24 protein-coding genes are annotated in these 25148 nt (G+C 73.1%); 19 read left to right on the plus strand and 5 right to left on the minus strand.

Annotated features, from left to right (window positions below; all coding sequences use genetic code 11):
• Positions 1 to 196 precede the first annotated feature (196 nt).
• Entirely contained in the window at positions 197 to 3313 is a 3117-nt protein-coding gene (ileS, locus tag O3438_RS06630) for an isoleucine--tRNA ligase (protein WP_442929707.1), read from the plus strand.
• A 3-nt stretch (positions 3314 to 3316) separates the two neighbouring features.
• Here ileS and O3438_RS06635 read toward each other — a convergent pair whose 3' ends face one another.
• Complete coding sequence (locus O3438_RS06635; RefSeq protein ID WP_269679085.1) at positions 3317 to 4219, minus strand: aldo/keto reductase; 903 nt, start codon at positions 4217 to 4219, stop codon at positions 3317 to 3319.
• A gap of 73 nt (positions 4220 to 4292) precedes the next feature.
• Complete coding sequence (locus O3438_RS06640; RefSeq protein ID WP_269679086.1) at positions 4293 to 5543, minus strand: MFS transporter; 1251 nt, start codon at positions 5541 to 5543, stop codon at positions 4293 to 4295.
• 160 nt (positions 5544 to 5703) lie between these two features.
• On the opposite strand from O3438_RS06640, the gene O3438_RS06645 reads away from it, so the two are divergent.
• Positions 5704 to 6690, plus strand: coding sequence for a LacI family DNA-binding transcriptional regulator (locus tag O3438_RS06645; protein WP_269679087.1), 987 nt, complete (start codon positions 5704 to 5706; stop codon positions 6688 to 6690).
• A 36-nt stretch (positions 6691 to 6726) separates the two neighbouring features.
• Here O3438_RS06645 and O3438_RS06650 read toward each other — a convergent pair whose 3' ends face one another.
• Complete coding sequence (locus O3438_RS06650) at positions 6727 to 7848, minus strand: FUSC family protein (protein WP_269683587.1); 1122 nt, start codon at positions 7846 to 7848, stop codon at positions 6727 to 6729.
• A gap of 423 nt (positions 7849 to 8271) precedes the next feature.
• Positions 8272 to 8901, minus strand: a complete 630-nt coding sequence (locus O3438_RS06655) for a TetR/AcrR family transcriptional regulator (protein WP_269679088.1) — start codon at positions 8899 to 8901, stop codon at positions 8272 to 8274.
• 67 nt (positions 8902 to 8968) lie between these two features.
• Here O3438_RS06655 and O3438_RS06660 point away from each other — a divergent pair, with 67 nt between their 5' ends.
• Positions 8969 to 10132, plus strand: coding sequence for an FAD-dependent oxidoreductase (locus tag O3438_RS06660; protein WP_269679089.1), 1164 nt, complete (start codon positions 8969 to 8971; stop codon positions 10130 to 10132).
• Here O3438_RS06660 and O3438_RS06665 read toward each other — a convergent pair.
• Positions 10102 to 10566, minus strand: coding sequence for an NUDIX domain-containing protein (locus tag O3438_RS06665; protein WP_269679090.1), 465 nt, complete (start codon positions 10564 to 10566; stop codon positions 10102 to 10104). The two genes, O3438_RS06660 and O3438_RS06665, sit on opposite strands and share 31 nt — an antisense overlap.
• A gap of 168 nt (positions 10567 to 10734) precedes the next feature.
• Here O3438_RS06665 and O3438_RS06670 point away from each other — a divergent pair, with 168 nt between their 5' ends.
• The 16 genes from O3438_RS06670 to O3438_RS06745 all read left to right on the plus strand — a co-directional run bounded on the left by O3438_RS06670 (position 10735) and on the right by O3438_RS06745 (position 25110).
• Positions 10735 to 11511, plus strand: a complete 777-nt coding sequence (locus O3438_RS06670; RefSeq protein ID WP_269679091.1) for an LppM family (lipo)protein — start codon at positions 10735 to 10737, stop codon at positions 11509 to 11511.
• 146 nt (positions 11512 to 11657) lie between these two features.
• A complete protein-coding gene (locus tag O3438_RS06675) occupies positions 11658 to 12002 on the plus strand; it encodes a hypothetical protein (protein WP_269679092.1) in 345 nt (114 codons plus the stop codon).
• Between the two features lie 11 nt (positions 12003 to 12013).
• Positions 12014 to 12622 carry a glycine zipper family protein gene (locus O3438_RS06680; RefSeq protein WP_269679093.1) on the plus strand — a complete coding sequence of 203 codons (609 nt, stop codon included), beginning with the start codon at positions 12014 to 12016 and terminating at the stop codon, positions 12620 to 12622.
• The gene (locus tag O3438_RS06685) at positions 12619 to 13317 is read left to right on the plus strand and encodes a carboxypeptidase-like regulatory domain-containing protein (protein WP_269679094.1); all 699 of its coding nucleotides are present in this window, start codon (positions 12619 to 12621) and stop codon (positions 13315 to 13317) included. The genes O3438_RS06680 and O3438_RS06685 overlap by 4 nt, the downstream gene beginning before the upstream one ends.
• A 23-nt stretch (positions 13318 to 13340) precedes the next feature.
• On the plus strand, positions 13341 to 14588 hold the full coding sequence (locus O3438_RS06690) for a phage tail sheath family protein (RefSeq protein WP_269679095.1): 1248 nt from the start codon (positions 13341 to 13343) through the stop codon (positions 14586 to 14588).
• A 1-nt stretch (position 14589) separates the two neighbouring features.
• The gene (locus O3438_RS06695; protein ID WP_269679096.1) at positions 14590 to 15075 is read left to right on the plus strand and encodes a phage tail protein; all 486 of its coding nucleotides are present in this window, start codon (positions 14590 to 14592) and stop codon (positions 15073 to 15075) included.
• Positions 15050 to 16558 carry a hypothetical protein gene (locus O3438_RS06700; protein WP_269679097.1) on the plus strand — a complete coding sequence of 503 codons (1509 nt, stop codon included), beginning with the start codon at positions 15050 to 15052 and terminating at the stop codon, positions 16556 to 16558. Before O3438_RS06695 ends, O3438_RS06700 begins: the two co-directional genes overlap by 26 nt.
• The gene (locus O3438_RS06705) at positions 16558 to 17445 is read left to right on the plus strand and encodes a CIS tube protein (protein WP_269679098.1); all 888 of its coding nucleotides are present in this window, start codon (positions 16558 to 16560) and stop codon (positions 17443 to 17445) included. The genes O3438_RS06700 and O3438_RS06705 overlap by 1 nt, the downstream gene beginning before the upstream one ends.
• Positions 17442 to 19034: a contractile injection system protein, VgrG/Pvc8 family gene (locus O3438_RS06710; protein WP_269679099.1), complete on the plus strand. Its 1593-nt coding sequence runs from the start codon at positions 17442 to 17444 to the stop codon at positions 19032 to 19034. Before O3438_RS06705 ends, O3438_RS06710 begins: the two co-directional genes overlap by 4 nt.
• The gene (locus tag O3438_RS06715; RefSeq protein ID WP_269679100.1) at positions 19034 to 19372 is read left to right on the plus strand and encodes a hypothetical protein; all 339 of its coding nucleotides are present in this window, start codon (positions 19034 to 19036) and stop codon (positions 19370 to 19372) included. Before O3438_RS06710 ends, O3438_RS06715 begins: the two co-directional genes overlap by 1 nt.
• A complete protein-coding gene (locus O3438_RS06720) occupies positions 19369 to 19803 on the plus strand; it encodes a GPW/gp25 family protein (RefSeq protein WP_269679101.1) in 435 nt (144 codons plus the stop codon). The genes O3438_RS06715 and O3438_RS06720 overlap by 4 nt, the downstream gene beginning before the upstream one ends.
• The gene (locus tag O3438_RS06725; protein WP_269679102.1) at positions 19800 to 22460 is read left to right on the plus strand and encodes a putative baseplate assembly protein; all 2661 of its coding nucleotides are present in this window, start codon (positions 19800 to 19802) and stop codon (positions 22458 to 22460) included. The genes O3438_RS06720 and O3438_RS06725 overlap by 4 nt, the downstream gene beginning before the upstream one ends.
• Complete coding sequence (locus tag O3438_RS06730) at positions 22441 to 22956, plus strand: phage tail protein (RefSeq protein ID WP_269679103.1); 516 nt, start codon at positions 22441 to 22443, stop codon at positions 22954 to 22956. Before O3438_RS06725 ends, O3438_RS06730 begins: the two co-directional genes overlap by 20 nt.
• On the plus strand, positions 22953 to 23876 hold the full coding sequence (locus tag O3438_RS06735) for a hypothetical protein (protein ID WP_269679104.1): 924 nt from the start codon (positions 22953 to 22955) through the stop codon (positions 23874 to 23876). The genes O3438_RS06730 and O3438_RS06735 overlap by 4 nt, the downstream gene beginning before the upstream one ends.
• On the plus strand, positions 23873 to 24334 hold the full coding sequence (locus tag O3438_RS06740; RefSeq protein WP_269679105.1) for a hypothetical protein: 462 nt from the start codon (positions 23873 to 23875) through the stop codon (positions 24332 to 24334). The genes O3438_RS06735 and O3438_RS06740 overlap by 4 nt, the downstream gene beginning before the upstream one ends.
• Before the next feature lie 20 nt (positions 24335 to 24354).
• On the plus strand, positions 24355 to 25110 hold the full coding sequence (locus tag O3438_RS06745; protein ID WP_269679106.1) for a hypothetical protein: 756 nt from the start codon (positions 24355 to 24357) through the stop codon (positions 25108 to 25110).
• Positions 25111 to 25148 lie beyond the last annotated feature (38 nt).

Raw genomic sequence — 25148 nt, forward strand, 5'->3', positions numbered from 1 at the left:
CCGGACGTCGCGGCACGTCACGTCGCGAAATCGAGCGGCGCCCGCACCACCGGGGCGCAAGCGGGGTGGTACCGCGGAGTCCTGGCCATACGCCTGACGCTTCGTCCCCGCGTGGGCAGTGAGCTGATGCCCGCGTGAGCGGACGTGGAGTGTAGGGAGAACGTCGGTGCCGGACGGTCCGTCGAAGTCGCCATTCGTGCCACTGCCCACCAGGATCGACCTTAGCGGGATGGACCGTGCGGTCATCGGGTGGTGGCAGACCAACGACGTGTTCAACCGGAGCCTGGAACGGACGGCCGACGGGCCGCCGTGGGTGTTCTACGAGGGGCCGCCGACCGCCAACGGCACACCGGGCACCCACCACATCGAGGCGCGGGTGTTCAAGGATCTCTTCCCCCGGTACCGGACCATGCGGGGCTTCTCGGTGCCCCGCCGCGCCGGGTGGGACTGCCATGGCCTGCCGGTCGAGCTCGCCGTGGAGAAGGAGCTGGGGCTGAGCGGCAAGCCCGACATCGAGAAGATGGGCGTGGCGGAGTTCAACGCCCTGTGCCGCACCTCGGTGCTGCGACACGTGGACGAGTTCGTCCAGCTCAGCCAACGGATGGGTTACTGGATCGACCTGGAGCACCCGTACCAGACGATGTCCCCGGAATACGTGGACAGTGTCTGGTGGTCACTGAAGCGGATCCACGACGGCGGGCGCCTGGTGGAGGACTTCCGGGTCGCGCCGTACTGCACCCGCGACGGCACGACCCTGTCCGACCACGAGGTGGCGCAGGGGTACGAGACGGTCACCGACCCGTCCGTGTACGTGCGGTTTCCGGTACGCGAGGAGGTGGCCGGACACCGCGACGTCGAGCTGTTGATCTGGACCACCACGCCGTGGACCCTGGTGTCCAACACCGCCGTCGCCGTCCACCCCACTGTGATGTACGCGCTCGCCCGCACCGAACGGGGCACGTTCGTCGTCGCCGAGCCGTTGGTCCGGCGGGTCCTCGGTGAGGAGGCGGAGATCCTGGCGACGGTGCCGGGATCGGCCCTGGAGGGGTTGCGCTACGAGCGGCCGTTCGACCTGGTGGAGATCCCGGACGCGCACCGCGTGGTCCTGGCGGACTATGTCACGACCGAGGACGGCACCGGTCTGGTGCACCAGGCGCCGGCCTTCGGGGCGGACGACCTCGCCGTCTGCCGCGCCTACGGGTTGCCGTTGGTGAACCCGGTCGCCCCGAACGGGCGGTTCACCGACGACATCGACCTGGTCGGCGGGGTGTTCTTCAAGGACGCCGACGCGTTGCTCATCGACCGGCTCAGGGAGTCCGGTCGGTTGTTCCGGCACGAGCCGTTCGAGCACCCCTACCCGCACTGCTGGCGGTGCCACACCCCGCTGATGTACTACGCGCAGCCGTCCTGGTACATCCGGACCACCGAGGTACGCGACCAGCTGACCCGGGAGAACGAGAACACGAACTGGTTCCCGGAGCACATCAAACACGGCCGGTACGGCGACTGGCTGAAGAACAACATCGACTGGGCGGTGTCCCGCTCCCGCTACTGGGGCACCCCGTTGCCGCTGTGGCGCTGCCCGGACGACCACGTGACCGCGGTGGGCTCCCGCGCCGAGCTCGGGGAGCTGGCCGGCGCCGACCTGTCCGAGCTGGATCCGCACCGCCCGTACGTCGACGAGATCACCTTCGCGTGCCCGGACTGTGGCCGGACCGCCAGCCGGGTCCCCGAGGTGATCGATGCCTGGTACGACTCCGGGGCGATGCCGTTCGCGTCGTTGGGCTACCCCCACGTGCCGGGCAGCAAGGAGGTCTTCGAGCGCAGTTACCCGGCCCAGTACATCTGCGAGGCGATCGACCAGACGCGGGGCTGGTTCTACACGCTGATGGCGGTGGGCACCCTCGTCTTCGACCGGTCCCCGTACGAGAACGTCGTCTGCCTCGGGCACATCCTGGCCGAGGACGGCCGCAAGATGAGCAAACACCTGGGCAACATCCTGCTGCCGATCCCGTTGATGGACACCCACGGCGCCGACGCGGTGCGCTGGTTCATGGCGTGCTCCGGCTCACCGTGGTCGCCGCGCCGGATCGGTCCCGGTCCGCTCGACGAGATCGTCCGCAAGGTGTTGATGACCTACTGGAACACCGCCGCGTTCTTCTCCCTCTACGCCGCGAACGCGACGTGGACGCCGCACCTGGCGCAGCCGGTCGCCCGGCGACCGGTGCTGGACCGGTGGATCGTCGGCGAGGTCCACGCCCTCGCCGCCGCCGTTGACGAACGGATGCGGAACTACGACACGGCCCGCGCCGGCCGGCTGCTCGCCGACTTCATCGACGACCTGTCGAACTGGTACGTCCGGCGCTCGCGGCAACGTTTCTGGGAGGGCGACACCGACGCCCTCACCACCCTGTACGAGTGCCTCGACGTCCTCACGCGGCTTCTCGCGCCGTTCATTCCCTTCATCACGGAGGAGGTGTGGCAGCAGGTCATCCGGCGCGGCGCCGCGTCGGCACCGGAGTCGGTGCACCTGGCGACCTGGCCCACGCCCGACACCACGCTGATCAGCACGGAGCTGTCGGCCCAGGTGGCCACGGCGCGGGCGTTGGCCGAGGCGGGCCGGTCCGCCCGTAAGGCGAGCAGCCTGCGGATCCGTCAGCCGTTGAGCCGGGCGCTCGTGGGACTACCGGCCGGCACGGTGCTCCCGCACGCGTTGCTGGAGGACATCGGCGACGAGCTGAACGTCAAGGTCCTCCAACCGCTCGACGCCCAGAGCGGAGTCATCGACGTGCGGGTCAAGGCGAACTTCCGGACACTGGGTCGCCGGTTCGGCAACCGCACCCAGCACGTCGCGAAGGCCGTCGCCGCCGTGGCCGCGCGGGAACTGGTCGACGGTGTCCGGGCGAACGGGACGTTCCCGCTGTCGGTCGACGGCGAACAGGTCGAGGTGGGTCTGGACGACATCCTGGTCACGGAGGTGCCGCGCACCGGCTGGGTGGTGGAGTCCCAGCGCGGAGTGACCATCGCGCTGGACACCGCGATCACCCCGGAACTGGCAGCCGAGGGCGTCGCACGTGACGTCGTCCGCATCGTCCAGCAGGCCCGCCGCGAGGCTGGTTTCGAGGTCTCCGACCGGATCACGGTGTCGATCGCCGCGCCCGCCGATGTCGCGGCGGCGATCTCCGCACATCAAGAGCTCATCGCCCACGAGACCCTCGCGCTCAAGCTGACGGTGGCGGACGCGGTGTCGGAGGGCTTCGCCGGCACCGTGGGCGACGGTCAGGAGATCGTCGTGCACGTCGTGCGGGCCTAGGCCCTACGGCCTGTGGAGACGGGTCAGGTCGTCGGCGGTCAGGCGTAGGGCTCCGGCGGCGATGTTCTGTTCCAGGTGGTGTGGGTCTGCCGTGCCGGGGATGGCCAGCACGTGGGGGCCCTGGTGCAGGGTCCACGCCAGGCGTACCTGGTGCCCGGTGACGCCGTGCGCGCGGGCGACGGCCTCGACGGCCCCGCCCTGCGCGGCGCTCGCGCCCGCCTCCCGGCCGGTGCCGGCGAGTGCGAAGAACGGCACGTAGGCGATGCCCCGTTTGCCGCAGAGCCGGACGACGTCGTCCTGCTCCCGGTAGGCGTCCACCCCGTAGTTGTTCTGTACGCAGACCACCGGCGCGATGCCCGCCACCTCGTCGAGCTGCTCGGGCCGGACGTTGGAGAGCCCGAGGTGCCGGATCAGCCCGGCGGCACGCAGGTCGGCGAGCGCGCCGAACCGCTCGGTCAGCGGCACCTCGCCCGGCCCTCGGCCGAGGCGCAGGTTCACCACGTCGAGGTGGTCACGGCCGAGCCGACGCAGGTTCTCCTCCACCTGGGCACGCAACTGCGCCGGGGTGAACGCTTCGGTGAAGCCCGCTTCCGGGTCGTACCCGAAGCCGACCTTGGTGGTGATGACCAGATCCTGGGGGTACGGGGCGAGCGCCGCGCGGATCAGCTCGGTGGCGTAGCGGGCCGGGCCGGTGCCGACCCGCAGGGTGCCGCCGGGCGAGACGTAGAACGCGGCAGTGTCGATGTGGTTGACGCCCAACTCGACGGCGCGGCGCAGCAGCGCGACGGCCCGGGCCGGGTCGGGGTCGGCGGTGATCCGCATGGAGCCGAAGCCCATCCGGCGCACGGTGCGGTCGCCCAGTGTCCAGGTGCCCGCCGCTGCGGCGGTGATCTCGTCGGTTGGCATCGGGCGACCCTAACCAGCTCGGGTACGTGACGCAGTCGGCCACGCACCCGATACCGCTCGACGGCGGGGTGGGTTAGTTTTCTATGGCGGACGAAACGGCGTGCGGCGGGCGCAGCACCGGCACCAGCAGCAGTGTCGGCAGCAACAGCAGCGGCACCACCAGCAGCGCCCGCAGGGTGCCGACCTCGTCGCCGAGCAGCCCCAGCAGCGGGGGGCCACCGAGGAACGCGGTGTAGCCGATCACCGCGACGACGCTCACCCGCACCGCCGCGTGCGCCTCGTCGTCGGCGGCAGCGCTCATGCCGACCGGGAAGCCCAGCGACGCGCCGAGGCCCCACAGCGCGACGCCGACGACGGCCACCGGCCCGGAGCCGGCCAGTACGGCGAGGCCGGCGCCGACCACGGCGAGCCCGATGGTGCCGCTGAGCACCGGCACCCGACCCCACCGGTCCAGCGCGACGGTGCCGACGGTGCGTCCGACGGTCATGCCCACGACGAAGACCGCGAAGACGGCCGCGCCGGCGGCCTCGCTGAGGTCCCGTCCGTCGATGAACGCGACGGCCAGCCAGTCGTTGGCGGCGCCCTCGGTGAACGCCGCCACCAGCACGAAGAGCCCGATCAGCAGGGTGCGCGGCTCCCGCCAGGCGGCGAGTTGCGCCCGACGGCGGGCGGTCGGGGTGGCGTCCGCCGGGTCGCCGGTGGAGTCGACGCCCTGGGGCAAGTACGTCCGGGCGGCGAGCACCGTGCCGGTCAACACGACCACCGCCACCGCGACGAGGTGCGCGCCCACCGCCACGTCGAACCGGGCCGCCCCGGCGCCGAGCGCCGCTCCGGCGACCGAACCGAGGCTCCACCCCGCGTGGAAACGAGGCATGATCGTGCGGCCGAGTCGACGCTCCACCGCCGCGCCCTCGACGTTCATCGCCACGTCACAGGCGCCGGAGCCGTAGCCGAAGGCGACGAGGCCCACGGCCACGACGGCGAACGACCCGGTCATCGTGGCACCCAGCCCCGCCACGGTCAGGCCGACCGCGACCACCCCGGTGGCGAGGGTGACGGTGCGGGCCGCACCGAGACGCTGGGCGAGCAGCCCGGCGGTGGGCATGGCGAGCAGCGCGCCGACGCTCATCGCCAGCAGCAGCAGCCCGAGCCGGCCGGCGGAGAGGTCCAACGCCTCGCGGGCCGCCGGCACCCGGGAGAACCAGCTGCCGACGGCGAGCCCGTTGAGAGTGAAGGTGGCCGCGACACCGTTTCTGGCGAGCAGCACCGCTTTCGCGGACGGCGCGGCGGCCGGGGCTACGGGTCGACTGGTGGGGGCGCTCACGGGGTGGGTCCTCTTCCTCGGGGTGATCTCCTGGGACGATCGCACACCTGAGAGCGCTACCACCACAACCGGCAACCGCCCCTTACCGCTGAGGTGTCCGCCGGGGCATGATGTGAGCAGGCGTTTGTCCGACCGGGCGGGCCTCGGCGGGGAGGCGACGATGACGACAGCGGCACACCGACCGGCAACTCTCGAGGACGTCGCGCGGGTCGCCGGGGTGTCCCGGTCCACCGCGTCGCGGGTGATCGCCGGCACGGGGTTCGCCTCGCCGGCGGCCCGGGAGCTCGTCGCGGCGGCTGTCGACCAGCTCGGCTACGTGCCCAACCCGGCTGCCCGGGCGCTGGTCCGCGGCGGCGGCGTACGGATGGTCGTGGCGGTCCTGGGGGCCAGCGCGGCGGTGCTGGACGACCCGTACGTGCACCAGGTCGTCGGTTCGGCGGCCCGCGTGTGCACGCCCGCCGGTGTCGGTGTGGCGTTGCACTGGCTGCCGCTGAACGACCCGGGCGGGCTGGCCCGGCTCGACGATCGCAGCGTCTGCGGGGTGATCCTGGTCAACACCACAGAGGAGCTGCTGGAGTCGGTGCCCCGATCACTGCGGGGCCGGGTCGTCTCGATCGGCGTCGGCTCGGCGAGCGTGCCGTCGTTCGACGTCGACAACGTCGCCGGGTCCGAGGCGGTGCTGCGCCACCTGTACGCCACCGGTCGACGCCGCATCGCCATGGTGGCCGGCCCCCGGTGGTTGCCCTGCGCGCAGCGCCCCGTGGAGACGTACCGCCGGCTGATGCGTCAGGCCGCCATGCCGGAGCGGGTGCTGCCCGGGGACTTCACGGCGGCGAGCGGCCGGGCGGCGGCCGACGTGGTGCTGCGTCAGTGGCCGGACGTCGACGCGATCTACGCGATCAGCGACGACAGCGCGCTCGGGGTGATCGCCGGCCTGCGCGACGCCGGGGTGCGGGTGCCCGGCGACGTCGCGGTGGCCGGTTTCGACGACATCCCACTGGCCGGGCTGACCGCCCCGGCGCTGACCACGGCGAGCCACCCGGTGGGGCGGATCGCCGCCGCCGCTGCCACCGCCCTGCTGGACGGGCGTCCGGCCGCGCCGGTGACCCTCTTCCCGTCCGCCCTGGTGGCCCGGGCCAGCGCCTGACCGGCGGGTCACTTCGTGGCGGGGCCGACGGCCCGATCAGACGGCGGGGAGGCCGAGGGCTTCGTCGACGCGGGCGAGGACGGCGGCGTCGTCCTCGGGGTTGACGCCACGCAGCAGGTCGATGGCCGTGGCCCGGACCTGCCCGATGATCATTGCCAACGGGAGGGTCTGGGTGGTGCCGAAGAGCTGCCCAGCGGTGCGCACGGCGGCCAGCGCCGCCTCGTCGGCCCGCGCGGCGCGCTGGTCGGCGTTGTCGTCCTGGCCGTCCAGGTCGGCGGCGAGGGCGGCACCGGCGTGGCTGACCGCCTCGGCCAGCGACCGCAGGGCGACACCCAACTCGGGCGGGACGGGGGTGTGCAGCCGGCTGAGCGTCACGCCGGCGCGGGCCAGCACCCGGACGTTGCGGACGGCGTAGTCGGTCTGCCGGATCGACTGGTCCACCGAGCGCAGCCGACCGATGTGGCGGCGTCGACGGACGTTGAGCCGCAGCGCTTCGCCGGCGGCGAGCACCCCGTCGCGTAACCCGTCCACGCGGGCGTCCATCCCCCGGGCTCGGGTCAACGCGGTGACCGCGGCGTCCTCGTCTCGGCGGTCGAGGGCGTCCGCGATCCCGCCGAGCAGCCCGGCCAAGTCGTCGAAGGTCCGCCGGACCTCTGCGACCAGCGGAGCCAGCGGGCGACGGGCGTCGACCAGCAGGCTGGCCGCGAGCGCGACCACACCCCCGATGAGGGCGTCGACGAAGCGGAACGGCACCAACGTCCCGTCCGGTGGGGCGACCACCACCAGGTAGAGCGCCGAGACCGCAGCCTGCACGAGCGTCACGCCGGTGGCACCGAAGGCCACCGCGAGCAGGACGGTGAGCAGGATGACGGTGAAGACCGTCCAGGTGCTTCCCGGGCCGAGCGCCTGTACCACCAGGTCCGCGACGAGCACCCCGGCGGCGACGCCGAGGACGACCTCGACGGCCCGACGGATGCGTTGACCCCGGGTCTGACCGAGGACGATCAGCGCGGCGGCCGGCGCGAAGAAGGGTTGCGGATGCCCGAGCAACCGGGTGGCCAGCAGCCAGGCCACTGTCGCGGCGACGGTGGCCTCCAGCACCGGCCGCCAGCCGTGCCGGAGCCGCCCGCCGGCCGTCCGCAAGCCGCTGAACCGCATGATCACCCAATCTCTCCTACCCGCGCCGACCGGTCCGCCGCACCCTGGCCTGAACAGCACGTCGTCACCGAACGGCACGCTGCCGCCGGCCCGCCCTCTGCCGCCGGTCGGCCCCGTGCCGCCCGCTCCCCCTTTGGAGCTGATGCCGCAAACGAATCGGGCACGTGCCGTGAACGCATCAGGCGCGATGTCGTAAACGATTCAGCACCACACCCCGGCCCCACGACCCACGTGGGTGATCGTCTCCCAGCCCGCGTCAGACCTGCTCACCGGGCCCCACGGCGCGCCCGCCGACGCCAGCATTCCGATGTTCTTACCGGGTCCACGCGACCCGGCCGTGCGCCGGGCGTACCTGGCGGGCCGCGCAGCCACGGCCGCGCACACCCGCCACGCCCGCACAGCCACGCCTGCGCGGGCGGTTCTTCAGTTTCCGGTCAGGGCACGAAGCAGCGTGCGGACCGCGACGCTCAGGTCGGTGCGGCTGGCCGGGCTGCCGGGCGGTGGGGCGGTGAGCGCGCCCGCGCCGACCAGCCGGTCGAAGAGGAGCCCGTCCACGAACGCGACGAACTGGTCGCCCTGCCGGTCGGGATCGGTGGCCCCGGCGCGGGCCAGCAGGTCCCGGGCCTGCACCCGCAAACCGGTGCCGTGGTGCAGGATGCCCCGCAGCTCGGGCCGGTGTACCGCCTCCAGCAGGCAGGCGTACCGGGCCAGGGTCCGGCTACGCCCGGTGCTCAACCACCTGTCGAGCACCTCGGCGATGCCGGCGGCCAGCAGGGCGAGGTCGGTGCCGTCGAGCCGGGGAGCCGGGGTGGGGGGCGGTGGCCCGGTCGGCAGGTCGTACGCCGCCAGGTCGGCGCGGTCCCGGTCGGCGAGTCGTCCCACCACGGCCTCGATCAGCGCCTGGCGGGTCCGCAGGTACGCGGAGGTGGTGCCGGGAGGCATTCCAGCGCGGCCGTCGACCGCCCGGTGCGTCAACGCTCGCATGCCACCGTCGGCGATCAGCTCGATGGCGGCGTCGGTCAGCAGCGCGATCCGGTTCGTCCGGGCCGTCACGGCACTCCCCCTCTCCGAGGTCCGCAGGTAGTATCCTCTTTCTACAGGTGTAGAAGGGTGGATCGAGATGGGTGACTCACACGCGGTGATCGTGGGCGGCGGCATCGGAGGGCTGAGCGCGGCGCTCGCCCTGCACCGGCACGGCTGGCGGGTCACCGTGCTGGAACGCGCCGCCGAGCTGCGCGAGGTCGGTGCCGGCCTGAGCCTGATGGCCAACGCGGTGCGCGGGCTGGACGCCCTCGGCCTCGGCCCGGCCCTTCGCGACGGCGGGCACGGCGAGGCACCCGGCGGTATCCGCGACCGGCACGGGCGGTGGCTGTCCCGGGTGGACGCCACCGAGATGGTCCGGCAGCTGGGCACCACCGCCCTCGGTGTGCACCGGGCCACCCTGCACCGCACCCTGCGCGAGGCCCTGCCCGCCTCCTCCCTGCACACCGACGCCGCCGTGGAGCACGTCGAGTCCGGCCCCGACCACGCCGACGTGCGCTACCAGGGCCCTGACGGACCGCACACCCTCCGCGCCGACCTGGTGGTCGGTGCCGACGGCCTGCGCAGCCGGGTCCGCGCCCAGCTCTGGCCGCGACACCCCGGCCCGGTGTACGCGGGATCGACGGCCTGGCGGGCGGCGATCGAGTTTCCCGACCCGGTCCCGGCCGCGATCACCTGGGGACCGGGCGCCGAGTTCGGCATGGTGCCGATCGGCGACGGCCAGCTTTACTGGTACGCCGCGCTGAACGCGCCACCCGGCGGCCACGCCCCCGACGAACTGGCGGCCCTGCGGGAGCGCTTCGGCGACTGGCATGACCCCATTCCGGCGCTGATGGCGGCGACCCCACCCGGAGTCGTCCTGCGCAACGACATCCACCACCTGGCCGTGCCGCTGCCCACGTACGTGCGGGGACGGGTCGCGCTGCTCGGCGACGCCGCCCACGCGATGACACCCAACCTGGGGCAGGGCGCCGGGCAGGCCATCGAGGACGCGGTGGTGCTGGGCGCCGCCTGCGCGGCCGGTGCCACAGCGGTGCCCGCCGCGCTGGCCGCGTACGACGAGCAGCGTCGACCACGCAGCCAGGCCGTTGCCCGGGCCTCCTTCGTCGCCGGCCGTTTCGGCCAGCAACTGCGCAACCCGATTGCCGTGGCGATGCGGGACAACGCGTTGCGCCTCACCCCGGCCCGGGCCGCCCTGCGGAGCATGGCCCGCTACGCGGACTGGAGACCCCCGGTGGGCTGAGCCGGCCCCTCGGCACTGTGGCCGGTCAGCGCGGCGTACTCGGGTGAAGTGAGGAAACTGGTCAGCACCTCGACGGCGCCCGGTGTCCAGGGTCGGCCGTCGAGCACCTCGTCGCCGGGCACGAAGACCATCGCGGCGCCCTCACCGAGCACCACGTCCTCCTGGCGGGCCCGGGTGAAACCGAGGAAGTAGTGCTTCACCCTGTTCCACTCGGGCAGCGGTTGCACGGCGATCGAGCGCAGCGGCCCGTCGGCGCGCAGACCGGTCTCCTCCCACAGCTCCCGCTCGGCGGTCTGCTCCGGCGTCTCCCCCGGGTCGCCGTGGCCGCCGGGCAGTCCCCAGACGTTCGGATGGTGTTCCGCGTTGCCGTCGCGTAGTTGCAGCAGCAGCCGCCCGTCCGGGTCCACCAGGAGTACGCACGCCACGACGATCATCGGGTCAGCCTACGGTCGACGATCAACGGTTCGAGGCCAACACTCCAGAGTATTTATCGAAGCTGGGGGCGGACTCGTTCGAAGGCGACAGCGCGCCCGTACAATCGGCGACTGTCTTGTGACCGATCGCTGACTGCTGGTGTGAAAGCGATCACACACACTGAGCCCATGAACAGGAGAGTCAACCGCGGTAAGGCACTCCGCGTCGCGGTGTGTCTCATTCTTCTCGCCGCGCTCAGCGGTTGCATGCAACTCAACATGGGCCTCACCGTCAACGCCGACGACACAGTCGACGGTCAACTGCTGCTGACGGCCCAGAAGAACGTGTTGAGCGCCCGGAACAAGAACGTCCCCGCCGCCTTCGCGGAGCTGCGGCAGAGCATTCCCGCGCTGCCCGCCGGTGAGGAGACCCTTTACCAGGACGACACTTTCTACGGCTCCCAGATCAGTTACCGGAAGGCGCCGCTGGCCGGTTTCGACACGGAGAGCGTGAAGCTGGTCCGGGACGGCGATCTCTACCGTTTCACACTGCCGCTGGACCCGAAGAAATACGGCGGAAAGGTCACGCAGCAGAATCCGCAGCAACAGCAGGCGTTCCTCAAGCTCATGTCGTTCGAGATCTCGGTGACATTCCCCGGCCGCGTGATCGACAGCAATGGCACCGTCAACGGCCGTTCGGTGAGCTGGAAGGTCGACGCCAACCAGGACAAGCCGACCGAGCTGCGGGCCGTGGCCGAGGCGCCACCTCGACCGTCCGCCTCGCCGGCTGCCGCAGGTGACGACGGAGGCGGCTTCCCCTGGTTGCTGGTCGGCGGCGGCGTACTCCTTCTGCTGCTGCTCGCCGTGGTGGGCGTACTCCTGCTGCGCCGCCGTCAGCCCACCGCGCCGGCTGCGCCCGGCCCGACCCCGGCGGGCCCGCCCGCCGGCGCACCGGGGCCCGGCTGATCCACCTGGTGGCCGGCGCCGCCGGCCGCGCCCGGCTCCGGCCGCCCCCGAGACGACGGCGACCGGCCCCGGTGTTCCCCGCTGGGAGCACCGAACCTCACCACCACCACATCCCGGTCGCACCATCGCAGAAAAGGGGGATCGCCGTGAACGATCTCTTCACCTGGGCAGCCCTGGGCAGCATCGCCGGTGCCAGCGCCGCCACCCTCCTGGCCACGAACGTCATCGGCGGGCTCATCGGCCCCAGCGGCGACAAGGCCCGCAAGTGGATCGCCATCGGCATCGCGCTCCTGCTGTCGTACGTGACAGCGGCGTTCGCCGACGAGGCCGGCGGCGAGAAGTGGGTCATCGCGTTCCTCAACGCGCTGGTCATCTTCTCCGCCGCGCTCGGCATCAACCAGATCCCACCCGGTAACCGGCAGGCGACCCAGGCGTCGCCGACTCAGGTCGCGCAGGGCCGCGAACCCCGTTTTGTCCGCTCCTGGGTCTGAGGGGTGACGTCATGGTCTTCGGAATTCTCAGCGCGGCGATCCAGGTCGTCCTCGGCGCCCTGTTCGGCTTCCTCGCCGGCGGCACGATCGGCCTGCTGATCGGCGCCGTCGTCGGCCTGGTGGTCGGCGCGGTCTTCGGCTGGGCGGTGACCTCCGCCGGGGTGTACGCGCCGGACGCGCGCGGCATCTTCCTCTTCGTCGTCGACCACACCTGGAGCCTGCTCAACACCGTCGTCGGGGCCATCTACCTGGCCGTACACCTGATCTTCGGGCACTCGCTGGACCGGCCCACCTCGGCCGGCAGCGGGCGGGTCTGCGTGGTGGAGGGGGTCTCGCCCCGCTACGCCACCACCATCGGCACCGTCTGCGCCGGCGCCAGCTCGGGCATCCAACGGCACGAGGACGTGCACATCTTCCAGGGCCGCCTGCTCGGACCGCTCTACATCCCGCTGGTGCTGGCGAACTACGTGCTGTTCACCATCGCCCCGGTGTGGTTGCTGTACCACGACCACACCAACGCCCCGATCAACCGGTTCACCAGGTACTTCGAGATCGGCGTCTACCCGCACGTGTGGAACGAGGCCATCGCGTACCGGATCCAGGGGACGCCGCCGCGATGACCACCGATGGGCGCGGCCCGATCGAGACGGCCACCGCCGAGTTGGCCTCCTGGCTGACCGGCGCGGTGGGGGAACCCGTCCCGGTCGGTCCGCCCCGCACCGACGGCGACGCCGCCGGCCTCACCCTCTGGCCGCTGGAGTTGCGCCCGGCCCGGCAGACCCGCTCCAGCGGCGCGGTCCGCGAACCGTACCGGTTCACGGTCCGCTATCTGCTCTGCGTGACCGGTCCGGCCGGGTTGCCCCGGCTGGACCGGGTGCTCACCGCCGCGACCACCGACGGCAGGTATCCGGTCGTCCTGGAGGCCGGTGACCCGCCACTCTGGACCGCGTTCGGTGCGGTGCCGCGCCCGGCGCTGCTGATCGACGTGGCCGCGCAGGTGGACCACCCCACCCCGGCCGCGCCCCCGGTCCTGCAACCGTTGCGGCTGCGGCAACTCGGGGTGCGCGCCCTCGCCGGTCGGGTGGTCGGCCCCGAGGACCAACCGCTCGCCGCGATGCGGGTCGAGCTTCCCGCCACGGGATCCGCGACCCGCACCGACCCCGACGGCCGGTTCGTGATCGCCGGCGTCCCGCACGACCCCGACCACCCGGGTCCGGTCCGGCTCCGGCTGACCGGTCGCGGGCTCGTCCTCACCGCCGACGTCGACCCCACCGAACCCGACCTCGTCATCGTCTGCGCGCCACCGACCCACTGACGCCCACCCGCACAGGAGGACCGATGCCCAGCTACTTCTCCCCCGGCATCTATGTCGAGGAGGTCCCCAGCGGCGCTCGACCGATCGGCCCGGCGAGCACCAGCATCGCCGCGTTCGTCGGCGTCGCCCCGGACCGCTCCGCCCACCTGGGAAAGGCGGTGCCGGTCAACAACTGGACGGAGTTCCTGCGGCTCTTCGCCGGCGGTGAGCGGGTGGAGAGCACCCCGCTCGCCCGGGCGGTCTTCGGATTCCTCGACAACGGGGGCGCCCGCTGCTGGGTCGTCAACGTCGGCGAGGGCGGCGCGATCACCGGCACCGGGCAGCGACGCGGTGGCCTGCAACTCCTGGAAGCCGTCGACGAGATCTCCATCATCGCCGCCCCCGGCTTCCACGACCCGGTGTCGCATGAGGCGCTGCTCAGCATGGCCGAACGCACCCGCACCATGGTTGCGATCTGCGACCCGGCGCCGGACATCGACGACATCTCCGCGTTGACTCGCGTCGCCACACCGTCCTCCGGCAAACCCCCCAAGCCCGACGGGGGTACGGGCGGCGGCTCGGGCGGCCCGAGCCAGCCGGGCGGCTCCGGCGGGCACGAGGGCGCCGCCTACCGGCCACGGCAGTCCGAGTTCGGGGCCTTCTACTACCCCTGGCTGCGGGTACGCGACCCGATCAGCGGCGAGTTGGAACTCACCCCGCCCAGCGGGCACCTGGCGGGCATCTGGGCCCGCACCGACGCCCTGCGCGGCGTGCACAAGGCACCGGCCAACGAACCCGTACGCGGCGCCGTCGACCTGGGCTACCTGGTCACCCGACCGGAACACGACGTGCTCAACCCCAAGGGCGTCAACGTGATCCGGTACTTCGCCGGGGAGGGCATCCGCGTCTGGGGCGCCCGTACGCTCGCCGCCGAGGCCAGCGAGTGGCGTTACCTCAACGTGCGGCGGCTCAGCATCGCCATCGAACAGGCCATCGCCAACGGCACCCGGTGGATGGTGTTCGAGCCCAACGACTTCACCCTGTGGCGCTCGATCCGACGCGACATCGGGGCGTTCCTCACCCGGGTGTGGCGCGACGGCGCGCTGCTGGGGCGCAGCCCCGAGGAGGCGTTCTTCGTCAAGTGCGACGAGGAGACCAACCCGCCGGACGTACGTGACGCCGGCATGGTGATCGCCCACATCGGCATCGCCGTCGTCAAGCCCGCCGAGTTCGTGGTGTTCAAGCTGAGCCAGTGGGCCGGCGGCACCGAGACCGAGACGATCGGAGGCTGACATGCCCACCCCAGCCACCCCGCAACAGCCCGGCGCGCCGGTCGACCCGTACCGGGCGTACAACTTCCGGCTGCTCATCAACGGCGTCACCAACGGCCACTTCACGGAGATGACCGGCCTGGAGGTGACCATCCCCGGGCAGCCGTACCGCGAGCACGGCCTGGGCCGGATGCGGATGGTGCCCGGCCAGGCCGAGTACGAGCCGGTGACGTTGCACTTCGGCCTCACCGCCTCCCGTGAGCTGTGGGACTGGGTGAACGCCACCGCGCAGGGCACCCTCAACCGCCGCAACGTCTCGGTGGTGCTGCTCGACTCGGTCGGCTCCACGGAGGTGCTGCGCTGGAACCTGATCGGTGCGTGGCCGACCCGGTGGCGTGGCGCGCACCTCAACACCCTCAGCCACGAGATCGCCATCGCCTCGTTGACCCTGCGCTACGAGGGCCTGGAGCTGGAGACCGGCGGTGCCGCCGCGCCAGCGCCCGCGTAACTGGTTGGCCGCCCGGCTGCGCTCGGCCGCCGGGGCGGTCGAACGTCTCGCCGGGCGGGTCGAGCCCGTCGGGCAACCCCGGCAGGAGCCGCCGTCGGACCCGCCACGCCGCTTCGGGGAACCGCCGCAGCACTGGTTGGACGTGGTGGCCTCGCACGCCCCCGGCCTGCTGCGCGACCTGGAGCTCGACACCTCTCCGGCGGACGCCGGGCGGCCCCGCGACGACCGACCGGACGGGCCCGGAACCGATGGCGCGGTTCCGGGCCCGCCGGACGGGTCGATGCGATCGTCCGCGGTGGATCGACGCGGCGGATGGGTCGGGGAGTCTTCCCGGCCGTCCACCGGATCGGTCGGGTTTCCGGCCGTCGGCACCGGGTTCGGCGACACCGCCGGCACGGGCTCGGCCCAGACCGGTGGTCGCCGCGGGCTGTCCGGTGGGCGGGGCGTTCTCGGCACACCTGACGTCTTCGCGACGGCGGATGGCACCGGGATCCGGGGCGGTCCCGACCCGGTGACCGACGACGGTGCGGTGGATATCCCCGAAACCGTGGCCACCCCTGCGACGGCCGGCCTCCTCGGAGCGGCAGGCGTCCACGGATGCGCGGGCGTCCACGCAAGCGCGGGCTCCCCCGCAAGGGCGGGCTTCCCCCCGGCGGCCGGCGCTGACCGTACGGCCGGCTACCCCGCACCGGACGGCCTGCACGGCACCGCGGGCTTGCCGACGACGTCTGGCGGACACGGGACGGCGGGCATCGGGGGTGTCGGCAGGTCCGACGCGTCCGACGTCCACGATGCCAGCGCGCGGTCGTACGGCGGCGACACGTCCCACCCGAGCGGGTCCGGATGGTCGGACGCGTCGCGGTCCCCGCGTGAGACCGCCGAGTCGATCGGCGCGGCCGGCGAGCCCGGCGGTTCGCCGATCGGCGACCCTGCCGACGCCCCCGGCGGTCGGGGCACACCCCACGGGCACGCGGGGCGGCCACGCCCGACACGGCCTGGTCGGCTCGACTCGGCCTACGGGCGGGACACGGCGACCTCCTCCCCCACCCCCGCACCCGGCGCTCCCGGCGGGGTCCTCGCCCCCTCCGGGCGCAGTCTCCGTCAGGGATCCGCCCCCGCCGCCGCACCCGGCGACGCCGGGTGGGACGGGCGGGCGGCGGTCGAGGTCGACGGCTCGTGGCCCGCCCTACCGGACGAACGGGCGTGGCCCGACCACCGACGCGCGGACCAGTACGTCGGCCGGTCGGGCGGGTGGCGGGGCAGCGACATCGGGACGGTCGGGGTTTCGGTCGGCGGAGCCCCACGTGACCGGGTCGGCGGGCGCTGGCCGGCCGGCATCGAGTTCCCGTCGACCGAGATCGGGTCGCCGGCCGCCGACCCGTGGCCGGCGCTACCGGACGACGCGGCGGTGTGGACCGTGCCCGGCGACGGGCTGGACGCCGCCCACCTGGGTCGGCTGGACCGGGAACAGGCGGGCGACTGATGGAACGCGTCGCCTTCCTCATCGACTCCTCGGGCGTTCGGGTGGACTGCCTGCTCAACCCGGAGACCGTGCAGGTGACCCGGCTCGCCGGCGTACGCCGACGGGGTGCCGCCGGCGGTCAGCTCACCGGGTCCGGGCTGGCCGACGACCCGCTCGTCTTCACCGGTGGCGGCCGGACCGAACTGGTGCTCGACCTGCTCTTCGACGTCGACTTCGTGGAGGCGCAGGTCCGCCCGACCGACGTGCGGGTGCTGACCCGTCCGCTGTGGATGCTGGCGGAGAACTCCGCTGTCGAGCATGGCTGGCTCCGGCCTCCGCTGGTGCGGTTGGTGTGGGGCAAGACCTGGAACGTGCCGGGCGTGATCGTCGCGGTGGCGGAACGGTTCGACGCGTTCACCGGCACCGGGTCACCCCGGCGATCCTGGTTGCGGCTGAAGCTGGTCCGGGCCGCCGAGACGGCCGACCAGGCGCAGGCCGGCTTCGAGGAGGAACTGGCCGCGGCGACCACGCCGACCGCCGCGCCGGGCAGCGCGGTGATCGCCGCCGGCGACGGCGCGGCCGAGCCGGGCCGATCCGGGGTGCGCTTCGACCTGTTGGCCAACGACGCGCTCGGCTCACCGTTGCGCTGGCGTCTCCTCGCCGAACACAACCGGATCACCGACCCCCTCGCCGTGCCGGCCGGCACCACACTGGCGGTCCCACCACCGGCACCGGCCGGCGGCCCGACGACGGGTGCGCTGACCGCAGCCGCGCGGGCGCTCGCCGGAGCGGTGGGTGCCGGTGCGGCGTTCGTCGGAGCGTCGATCGCCACCGCCCCCGCCGCCTGGGGCGCGGCGACCGGACCCGCGCCGACGAGCACACCCGCCGGCCCCGGGGGTACGCCGTGACGAGCGTCGCGCCCCGGGCGCTGACCGTCCTGCTCGACGGCGTCGAGCTGACCGGCGCGGCCCGTCAGCGGATCCGCTCGCTGCGCGTGGCGGCCCGCCTCGACCAGCCCACCCAGGCCGAGCTGGTGCTCGCCACCACCGCCGGCGCCGGCGCGTTCGACCCGGCGGTCCGCCCCGGCGCGACCCTCGGCGTACGGCTGGCCGATCATGCCGACGCCCTGTTCGACGGGGAGGTCACCGCCGTGGAGGTCGAGTACGCCGCCGACGGTGCCGCGCTGCTGCGGCTGCGCGCGTACGACCCGCTGCACCGGTTGCGTAAGCGGCAGGGGTTGCGGGTGTTCACAGCGGTCACCGCCGTGGAGCTGGCCCGGGAGCTGTGCGGCGAGGTGGGGTTGGCGGTGACCGCCGACGTCGACGGGCCACGTGTGGAACGGGTGTCGCAGCACCGGCACAGCGACCTGGAGTTGCTGCGGGAGGTGGCCGGGCGGGCCGGGCTGCACCTCGCCGCCGACGGTGACGGCGTCCGGTTGGTCACCCTCGCCGGTCACGGGGAGCCCGTCGCGTTGACCCTCGGCGCGGGCCTGCACACGGTGCGCCTGTCCACGAACACCGACCAGGCCGGCGGTGCGAGCGTGGCCCTGGGCTGGCACCCGCAGCGGGCCGAGGTCATCAGCCAGCAGGCCGACGAGGCGCGCTGCTGTCGACCGGCCGACGACCGCCCGGACCCGGCCGACGTGGGCGCCGATGGGGTGCGAACCGCCGTTGACCAGCCCGGCCGCAGCGACGACGAGTTGGCGGCGTTGGCCCAGGCTCGCCTGGACACCCGGGCGGCGGCGCTGGTGACCGCCGAGGGGGTGGCCGAGGGCGACCCGGCGCTGCGACCGGGCCGGCGGATCGACCTGGGCGGTGTGCCCGACCCGGTGGCCGGGGCGTACGTGCTGACCGAGGTGGTGCACACGGTGGACGGCGACGGGCACCTGACCCGGTTCTCCACGGTGCCACCGGTCACCCCACCGGCCCCGACCGGCGGCGCGGTGGTCACCCTGGGCTCGGTCACCGACGTCGCCGACCCGGACGGGCTGGGACGGGTTCGGCTGACCCTGCCCGCGTACGGGGACCTGGACGCCGGTTGGCTCGCCGTGCTCTGCCCCGGCGCGGGGCGGGGCAAGGGTCTGGTGGCGCTGCCCGACCCGGACGACACGGTGCTGGTGGTGCTGCCCGGCGGCGAGCCGGCGTCGGGCATCGTGCTCGGTTCGCTGTTCGGCGCTGTCGAACCGTACGACGCGGGCATCGACGGCGGGCGGGCACGACGCTGGACGATGCGGACCGCCGGCGGGCAGTCGATCGTCGTCGACGACGTGAACCGCAGCCTGCGCCTCGCCACCGAGGGCGGCAGCTTCCTGGAGCTGACGCCGGATCTGGCCACGCTGCACGCGGCGTCCGACCTGGTGATCTCCGCACCCGGCCGGGCGATGGTGGTGCGCGCCCGCAGCGTGGATTTCCTGCACGCCGAGTCGACCGAGGACCAGACGACGGCGGCGGAGCAGGCCCGTTCCCTCGCTCGCGCCCACCACGAAGGAGGCGGCTGATGCGCTGGATCCACAGGGACTCCGTGATCACCTGCGACCACGACGGCCGGGTCGAGAACCGGCCGTCACGGGAGTGGGTGAGCGTCACCGGCGTGCCCGTGCTGGTGGACGACGACCCGGAGGGACGCGACATCGTCGCCTGCCCGAACTACGGGCCGACCGTCAAGCCGTGTACGACGACGCTGACCGTCCGGGTCGGCTACAGCGACTGGATTCGCGTCGACGGGCACCGGGTGGTGCTCTCGCACCTGTCGGGGTTCACCAACGGCACGCCGCCGGGGCTGGTCAAGCACACGGTGCGGGACCCGCGCCAGCAGTTCCTGGGAGCGGACCGGTGAGGGCCTTCCGCTTCGTCGGCGCCGGCTTCGACGCCGGCCGGACCGGCGGGTTGGCGCTCACCGCTGCCGGTGGCCTGGCGATGACCGAGGGCGACGAGAGCGTACGCCAGGCGCTGTTCCTGCTCCTGTCGACCACGCCGGGCGAGCGGCTGATGCGACCCGGGTACGGGTCCCGGCTGCACCGCCTGGTCTTCGCGCCCAACGACGACACCACGGCCGGCCTGGCCATCCACTACGTCCGGCAGGCGATCAACCGCTGGGAGCCCCGGGTCGAGGTGATCGACGTGGACGCCGGGCCCGACCCGGACGACGCGTGGCGGCTGGTGATCAGGTTGGACTACCGGGTGCGGACCAGCCTCACACCCGGGCAGCTGGTCTTCTCCGTGGATCTGCTCCCGGTCGACGATCCCGCCCAGGGAGGACCCTCATGACACTGCCCGTGCCGCACCTGGACGATCGCGGCTTCCTCGACTTGGTCACCGAGGCCCGGGAACGGATCCGGCAGTCCTGCCCGGCGTGGACCGACCTGTCGGCGCACGACCCCGGCATGGCGCTGGTGGAGGCGTTCGCGCACCTGACCGAGGTCATGATCTACCGGTTGAACCAGTTGCCGGAGAAGGCGTACGTCTCGTTCCTGAACCTGCTCGGGGTCGCCCGGCACGCGCCCACAGCGGCCTGGGCGGACGTCCTCTTCACCCGTACCGGCACCGACCGCGCGGCGGTCCGGATCCCGGCCGGCCTGCGGGTCGCGGCCGCTCGCGGCGCGGACCCGCGGCCGGTCGTGTTCGTCACGACCGAACCGGCGGTGCTGCCCGCCGACGAGACGTCGGTGACGGTACGGATGCACCACTGCGAGACGGTCGAGGCGGAACTGCTCGGTGTGGGGACCGGCCAGCCGGGTCAGGTGCTGCGGGCCGCCCACGCGCCACTGGCGCACACCGCCGAACCCTTGGACCTCCTGCTCGGCGTGGAGGTGCCGAACGGCACCGTGGAGTTGGGCGCGGCGGCCCGCGAGCACGACGGCCGCACGTTCGAGATCTGGCAGCCGGTGGACAGCTTCGCGGGGCTCGGCCCCCAGTCCAAGGCGTACCTGGTCGACCGCTGCTCGGGCACCGTCACCTTCGCCCCGGCTCTCGACCTGCGACCCGCCGCCGCGCAGCCCTCGGCGGGGACCCCGACGCCGGTCACCGTCGCGGCGGTGCCGCCGGCCGGGCGGCAGGTCCGGCTCTGGTACCGCTCCGGTGGTGGGCCCACCGGCAACGTGGCGGCGGGCACCCTGACCAGCCTGCGCGACCCCCTGCCCGGGGTGAAGGTGGACAACCCCGCGCCGGCCGCCGGTGGCCGCGACATGGAGGCGCTGGAGTCGGTGCTGCTGCGCGGCCCGTACGAGTTCTTCGCACAGCAGCGGGCGGTGACCGCCCGCGACTTCGAGGTGCTCGCCACCAGCTCCGGTGCGGTGGCGAGGGCGCGGGCGTTCACCCGCGCGGCGGTGTACAGCTTCGCCCGGCCGGGTGAGGTCGAGGTGGTGCTGGTGCCGTACGTGCCGCCGACCGCCCGCCCCGACGGCCGGCTGCCGGTGGCGGTGCTGCGCGAGCACGAGGTGCCCGAGGCGCGGCACCGCGTCGAGGCGGACCTGGAGGAACGCCGGATGGTAGGCATCCGGTCCCGGGCGACCTGGGCCCGCTTCAAGGCGGTGTCGGTGCGGGCCCGGGTGGTGGTCCGGCGTGAGGAGGACGTGGACGCCGTCCGGAGCCGCATCCACGACCGGCTGCACCAGACGCTGAGTCCGCTGCCGACGGCGCTCAACCCGACCGGTTGGCCGTTCGGGGAGCCGCTGCGGGCGTCCAACGTGTACCGGTTGCTGGAGCACGCCGAGCCGGGCGTGCGCTACGTCGAGTCGGTCCGGTTCGTGGTCGACGAGGCGCCCGACGCGGAGGTCCGCGCCCTAGCCGTGGACCAGTACCAGCCCCGCACCTGGTACGCCGGGCGCGGACCGGTGGTGTTCCGCTCCAGCAACGGCGGCGCCGGCTGGGAGCCGGCCGGCCGCTTCGAGGACGAGACGGTGCTGCGGGTGGCACCCGCCCCCGCCCCCGTACGGCCGGGCATCGTGGCACGTCCCGGCTCGGTGGCAGTGGTGACGGTGCGCGCCTCCGGCGGCTCCCGGGTGCACCTGAGCACCGACCTCGGCGAGACCTGGTCCCTGCTCACCGACCTGGACTCGCGGATCTCCGACGTGGCGTGGCTGGACCGCGACGGCGCCGGTGCGCTGCTGGTGGCCACCGACACCGGCCTGTACGAGGTGTCGCTGCTGCCCGGGGCGGTGCCGTTGCAGATCCTGGTCGACCCGTCCGACGCCGACCGGGGGTTCTACGCGGTGCGCACGTTCGTCTCGGAGCGGGGCGCGCCGGGCGTCGCGGTGGCCGCGCAGGCGAGTTTCGGGGTGTACCTGTCGACCGCCGGTGGCCGGCCAGGCAGCTTCACCCACGTCGGGTTGTCGAACGTGGACAACCGGGTCCTCGCCGTGCAGTACGACGGGCCGGCCACGCTGCTGTGGAGCGGGGCCGGTGAGCCGGACCCGAAGAAGCCCGGCCAGGGCTGCCATCGCACCCGGCTGTTCGAGTCCGACGTGAAGTGGCAGTCGACGCAGTCCGGGTGGATCGGGGGCACCTGCCGGGACCTGGCGTTCGCCGGGTCGCTGGCGGTGGCGGCCACACAGAGCGGCGGCGTGCTGCGGCTGGACACCCTGGCCACGCAGCCGCAGTGGCAGCCGGTGTCGGTCAACTGCGGGTTGCCGCTACGGGACCGGACCCGGTTCGTGCCGGTCGACGCCATCGCCGTGAACGGCCCGGCGACCGGCGGAGGCGGCGGTGCCGCGACCGGCGGGAGCGCCGGCGGTTCCGGCGCGGCGGAGCGGCTCATCCTGGCCGGCGGCGAACGCGGCGTGTTCCGCAGCGCCACAGCTGTCGACTGGACACCCAGCGCCAACCAGGCCACCGCCGACGTGGTGACCGTCCCGGATACCTGGCTGCTCTGCTCCGGCGAGCACGACATCGAGGTGGTGCGCCAGGATGCGACGCTCGGCGATTGAGCGGCTGCTGCCCGCCGCCTACCAGCGGGCGTGCGTGCCCGGCAGTGTGCTCTGGACGCTGCTGGACGTCATGGAGGCGCTGCACGCCCCGGACGAGGCGATCCTCGCCGAGGTGGACGCCCTGTTCGACCCGTACCGGGCGCCGGACGGGCTGGTCGTGGGGTTGACGCGCTGGGTGGCGATGGACCACGTGGTGGCGTCACCCCGGCCGGACACCCCGCTGCCGTTGCCGGTGGGCCGGCTGCGTGACCTGGTGGCCAACGCGGCGCTGCTGGCCCGCTGGCGCGGCACCCCGTACGGGTTACGCCGCGCTCTCGAACTGGCCACCGGTATGGCGGGCTTCGCGATCGACGAACCCGCCGAGCAGCCGTTCCACGTGGTGGTGCGGGTGCCGGCGGCCGCCGCCGGTCAGCTGGCCGTGATCACCCGCATCGTCGAGGCGGAGAAGCCCGCCTCGACCACCGTCGAGATCGTCCTGGAAGAGGAGTCGTCATGACCACCGAGTGGGCGGTCGTCGCCGCCGCCGAACAGTTCACGCTCGACCCGCGCAACGGCGGTGAGCTGACGTTCACCGTCTCCAACCCGGGCAACGCGCCGGACACCGTCGTGTTCGACGTGGCTCCCGGTGACGGTTCCCAGCGGGCGTGGTTCACCGTGGCCGAGCCGCAACGGGTGGTGCCCGGGCAGGGCTCGGTGTCGTTCCTGGTCAAACTCGCCGTGCCGGCCGGCACCGCCCCCCGGCGCTACGACATGACCGGGTTCGCGTACTCGGCGAACACCGCGCCGGAGGAGAGTTCCCGTTCCAGCGGTCGGGTCACCTACGAGGTGCGGGCGGTCGCGCCGCCGCGGCGTACCCCCTGGTTGTGGATCGCCGCCGCGGCGGCGTTGGTGTTGGTGGTGGTGACCGTGGGAGTGGTCCTGCTGACCCGTGACTCGGGTCCGGACGATCCGCGGGTGGTCACCGTCGAGGCGGAGAGCCTGGTCGACGGCGCGGTGGTGGAGTCGCCGAACAAGAGCAAGGCGACGGTGGTGGCGCAGCCGGACTGCTGTGAGGTGACCTGGTCCGGCGGCGAGCAACTGTTCTTCCAGGGCCTGGCCATCGGCGACAAGGTGACGGTGACGGTGCAGATCCCGGCCGACGGCACCTGGCGGTTCGCCGCGGTGCGCACCACCGCCCTCGACTACGCCAACACCGTCTTCGCCATCGACGGCAACCAGGTCGGCGGCACCTTCCTCGGCTTCACACCGACGGTGCGCAAGACGGAGTTCCTGGACGTCGGCACGGTCCAGCTCACCAGGGGCGCGCACCAGGTCACCCTGCTGGTGGTCGGCAAGACGCAGGGCACCAACCGCTACTTCGCCGGCGTCGACGTGCTCCGGTTCAGCGAGGTCGTGTCACCGGCCGCCGCGCGATGAGCGGCCGGCAGAAGGCGCTGCTGGGCGTGCTCGCCGGTCTGCTGGTGGCGCTGTTCGTGGTCGCGATCGGGGCGGGTCGCGACGACCGGGGTGACCCGGGCGCCCCACACGGTCTGGTCGACCGGTTGGGGGCACTGGGCGGCGAACGCGCCGCAGTGGACCCGGGCACGGTCAGCGCCGACTGCTTCGAGGAGCCCGGCCGGCTGGTCTTCTCGGGTAGCTGTGAGCTGCGGGTCGCCGACCCCGGTGGATTGCGCACCCTGGTGCTGCGCAGCGCGGCGCGGTTCACGGTCACCGCGCCCGCCCCGGGCGACGCCGACCTGACCATCCGCGACGAGGTCGAACCGGCCGCCGACGGCACCGGAGCCGTGGCGAAGGTGGCGGTCGACGAGGCCACTGTGGTCGGCGTGCGCTGTCCCGGCCTCGGTTCCTGCACTGTCGTCGTGGCGACGTCCTGAGCTGAGTGGAGGGTTCCGACGTGGGTGACCTGCGCAAACCATTCCTGCTGCTGGCCATGCTCGCCATCGTCCTGGCGATCGGGGTGGAGCTGGGCGCCGGGCTGCTGATCGGCGGCGGTGACGCCGGGGCGGCGCTCGCGGACAGCGCCGGAGCGTTGGACGTCCAGATCGACGACGTGTCCGGGGTCAGCGAGCCGTCCGGCCGGGGCACCGGCTACCTGGCGCTGATCGACGCGGTGGCGGTCTGGAGCACCGGGCTGTTCTGCCTGGGTCTGCTGCTGCCGGAGCGGGTCCAGGGCCGGGTACAGGGTGTCGCCAGCCTGATCTTCTCGATCATCCTGATCATCGTGGGGCTGATCGCGTTGCTCATCGCCTTCGTCGAACTCATGATCATGGTGTCGTTGTTCCTGGCCGTCCCGTTCGGCACACTGGCGTACCTGGCCCTGTGGGGGTTCTTCCCGGTCGGCGACGCGGCGGTGTTGCTCGGGCTGGTGCTGCTGCTCAAGCTCGTGTGGGCCGGGCTGCTGGTGCTGGCCCAGCCCCGGTTCCTGCAGAACAAGGGCCTCGTCCTGCTGATCCTCACCACCCTGCTGTGCACCGTCGTGCTGGAGTTCCTGCACAACCTGGTGCCGGTGATCCTGGTCAGCATCGTCGACGACGTGGCGGCGCTGGTCTTCGCGATCATCGCGATCATCTGGGGGCTGGTCCTGCTGATCGGCTCGATCCCGGCGATCGTCAAGGCCATCCGGGTCACCGCCGCGCTGCCCAGCCGCTGACGTTTACGGTATCGGCAGCGCCCCTCAGGATTGTCTGT

Source organism: Micromonospora sp. WMMC250 (assembly GCF_027460215.1).
GTDB lineage: Bacteria > Actinomycetota > Actinomycetes > Mycobacteriales > Micromonosporaceae > Micromonospora > Micromonospora taraxaci.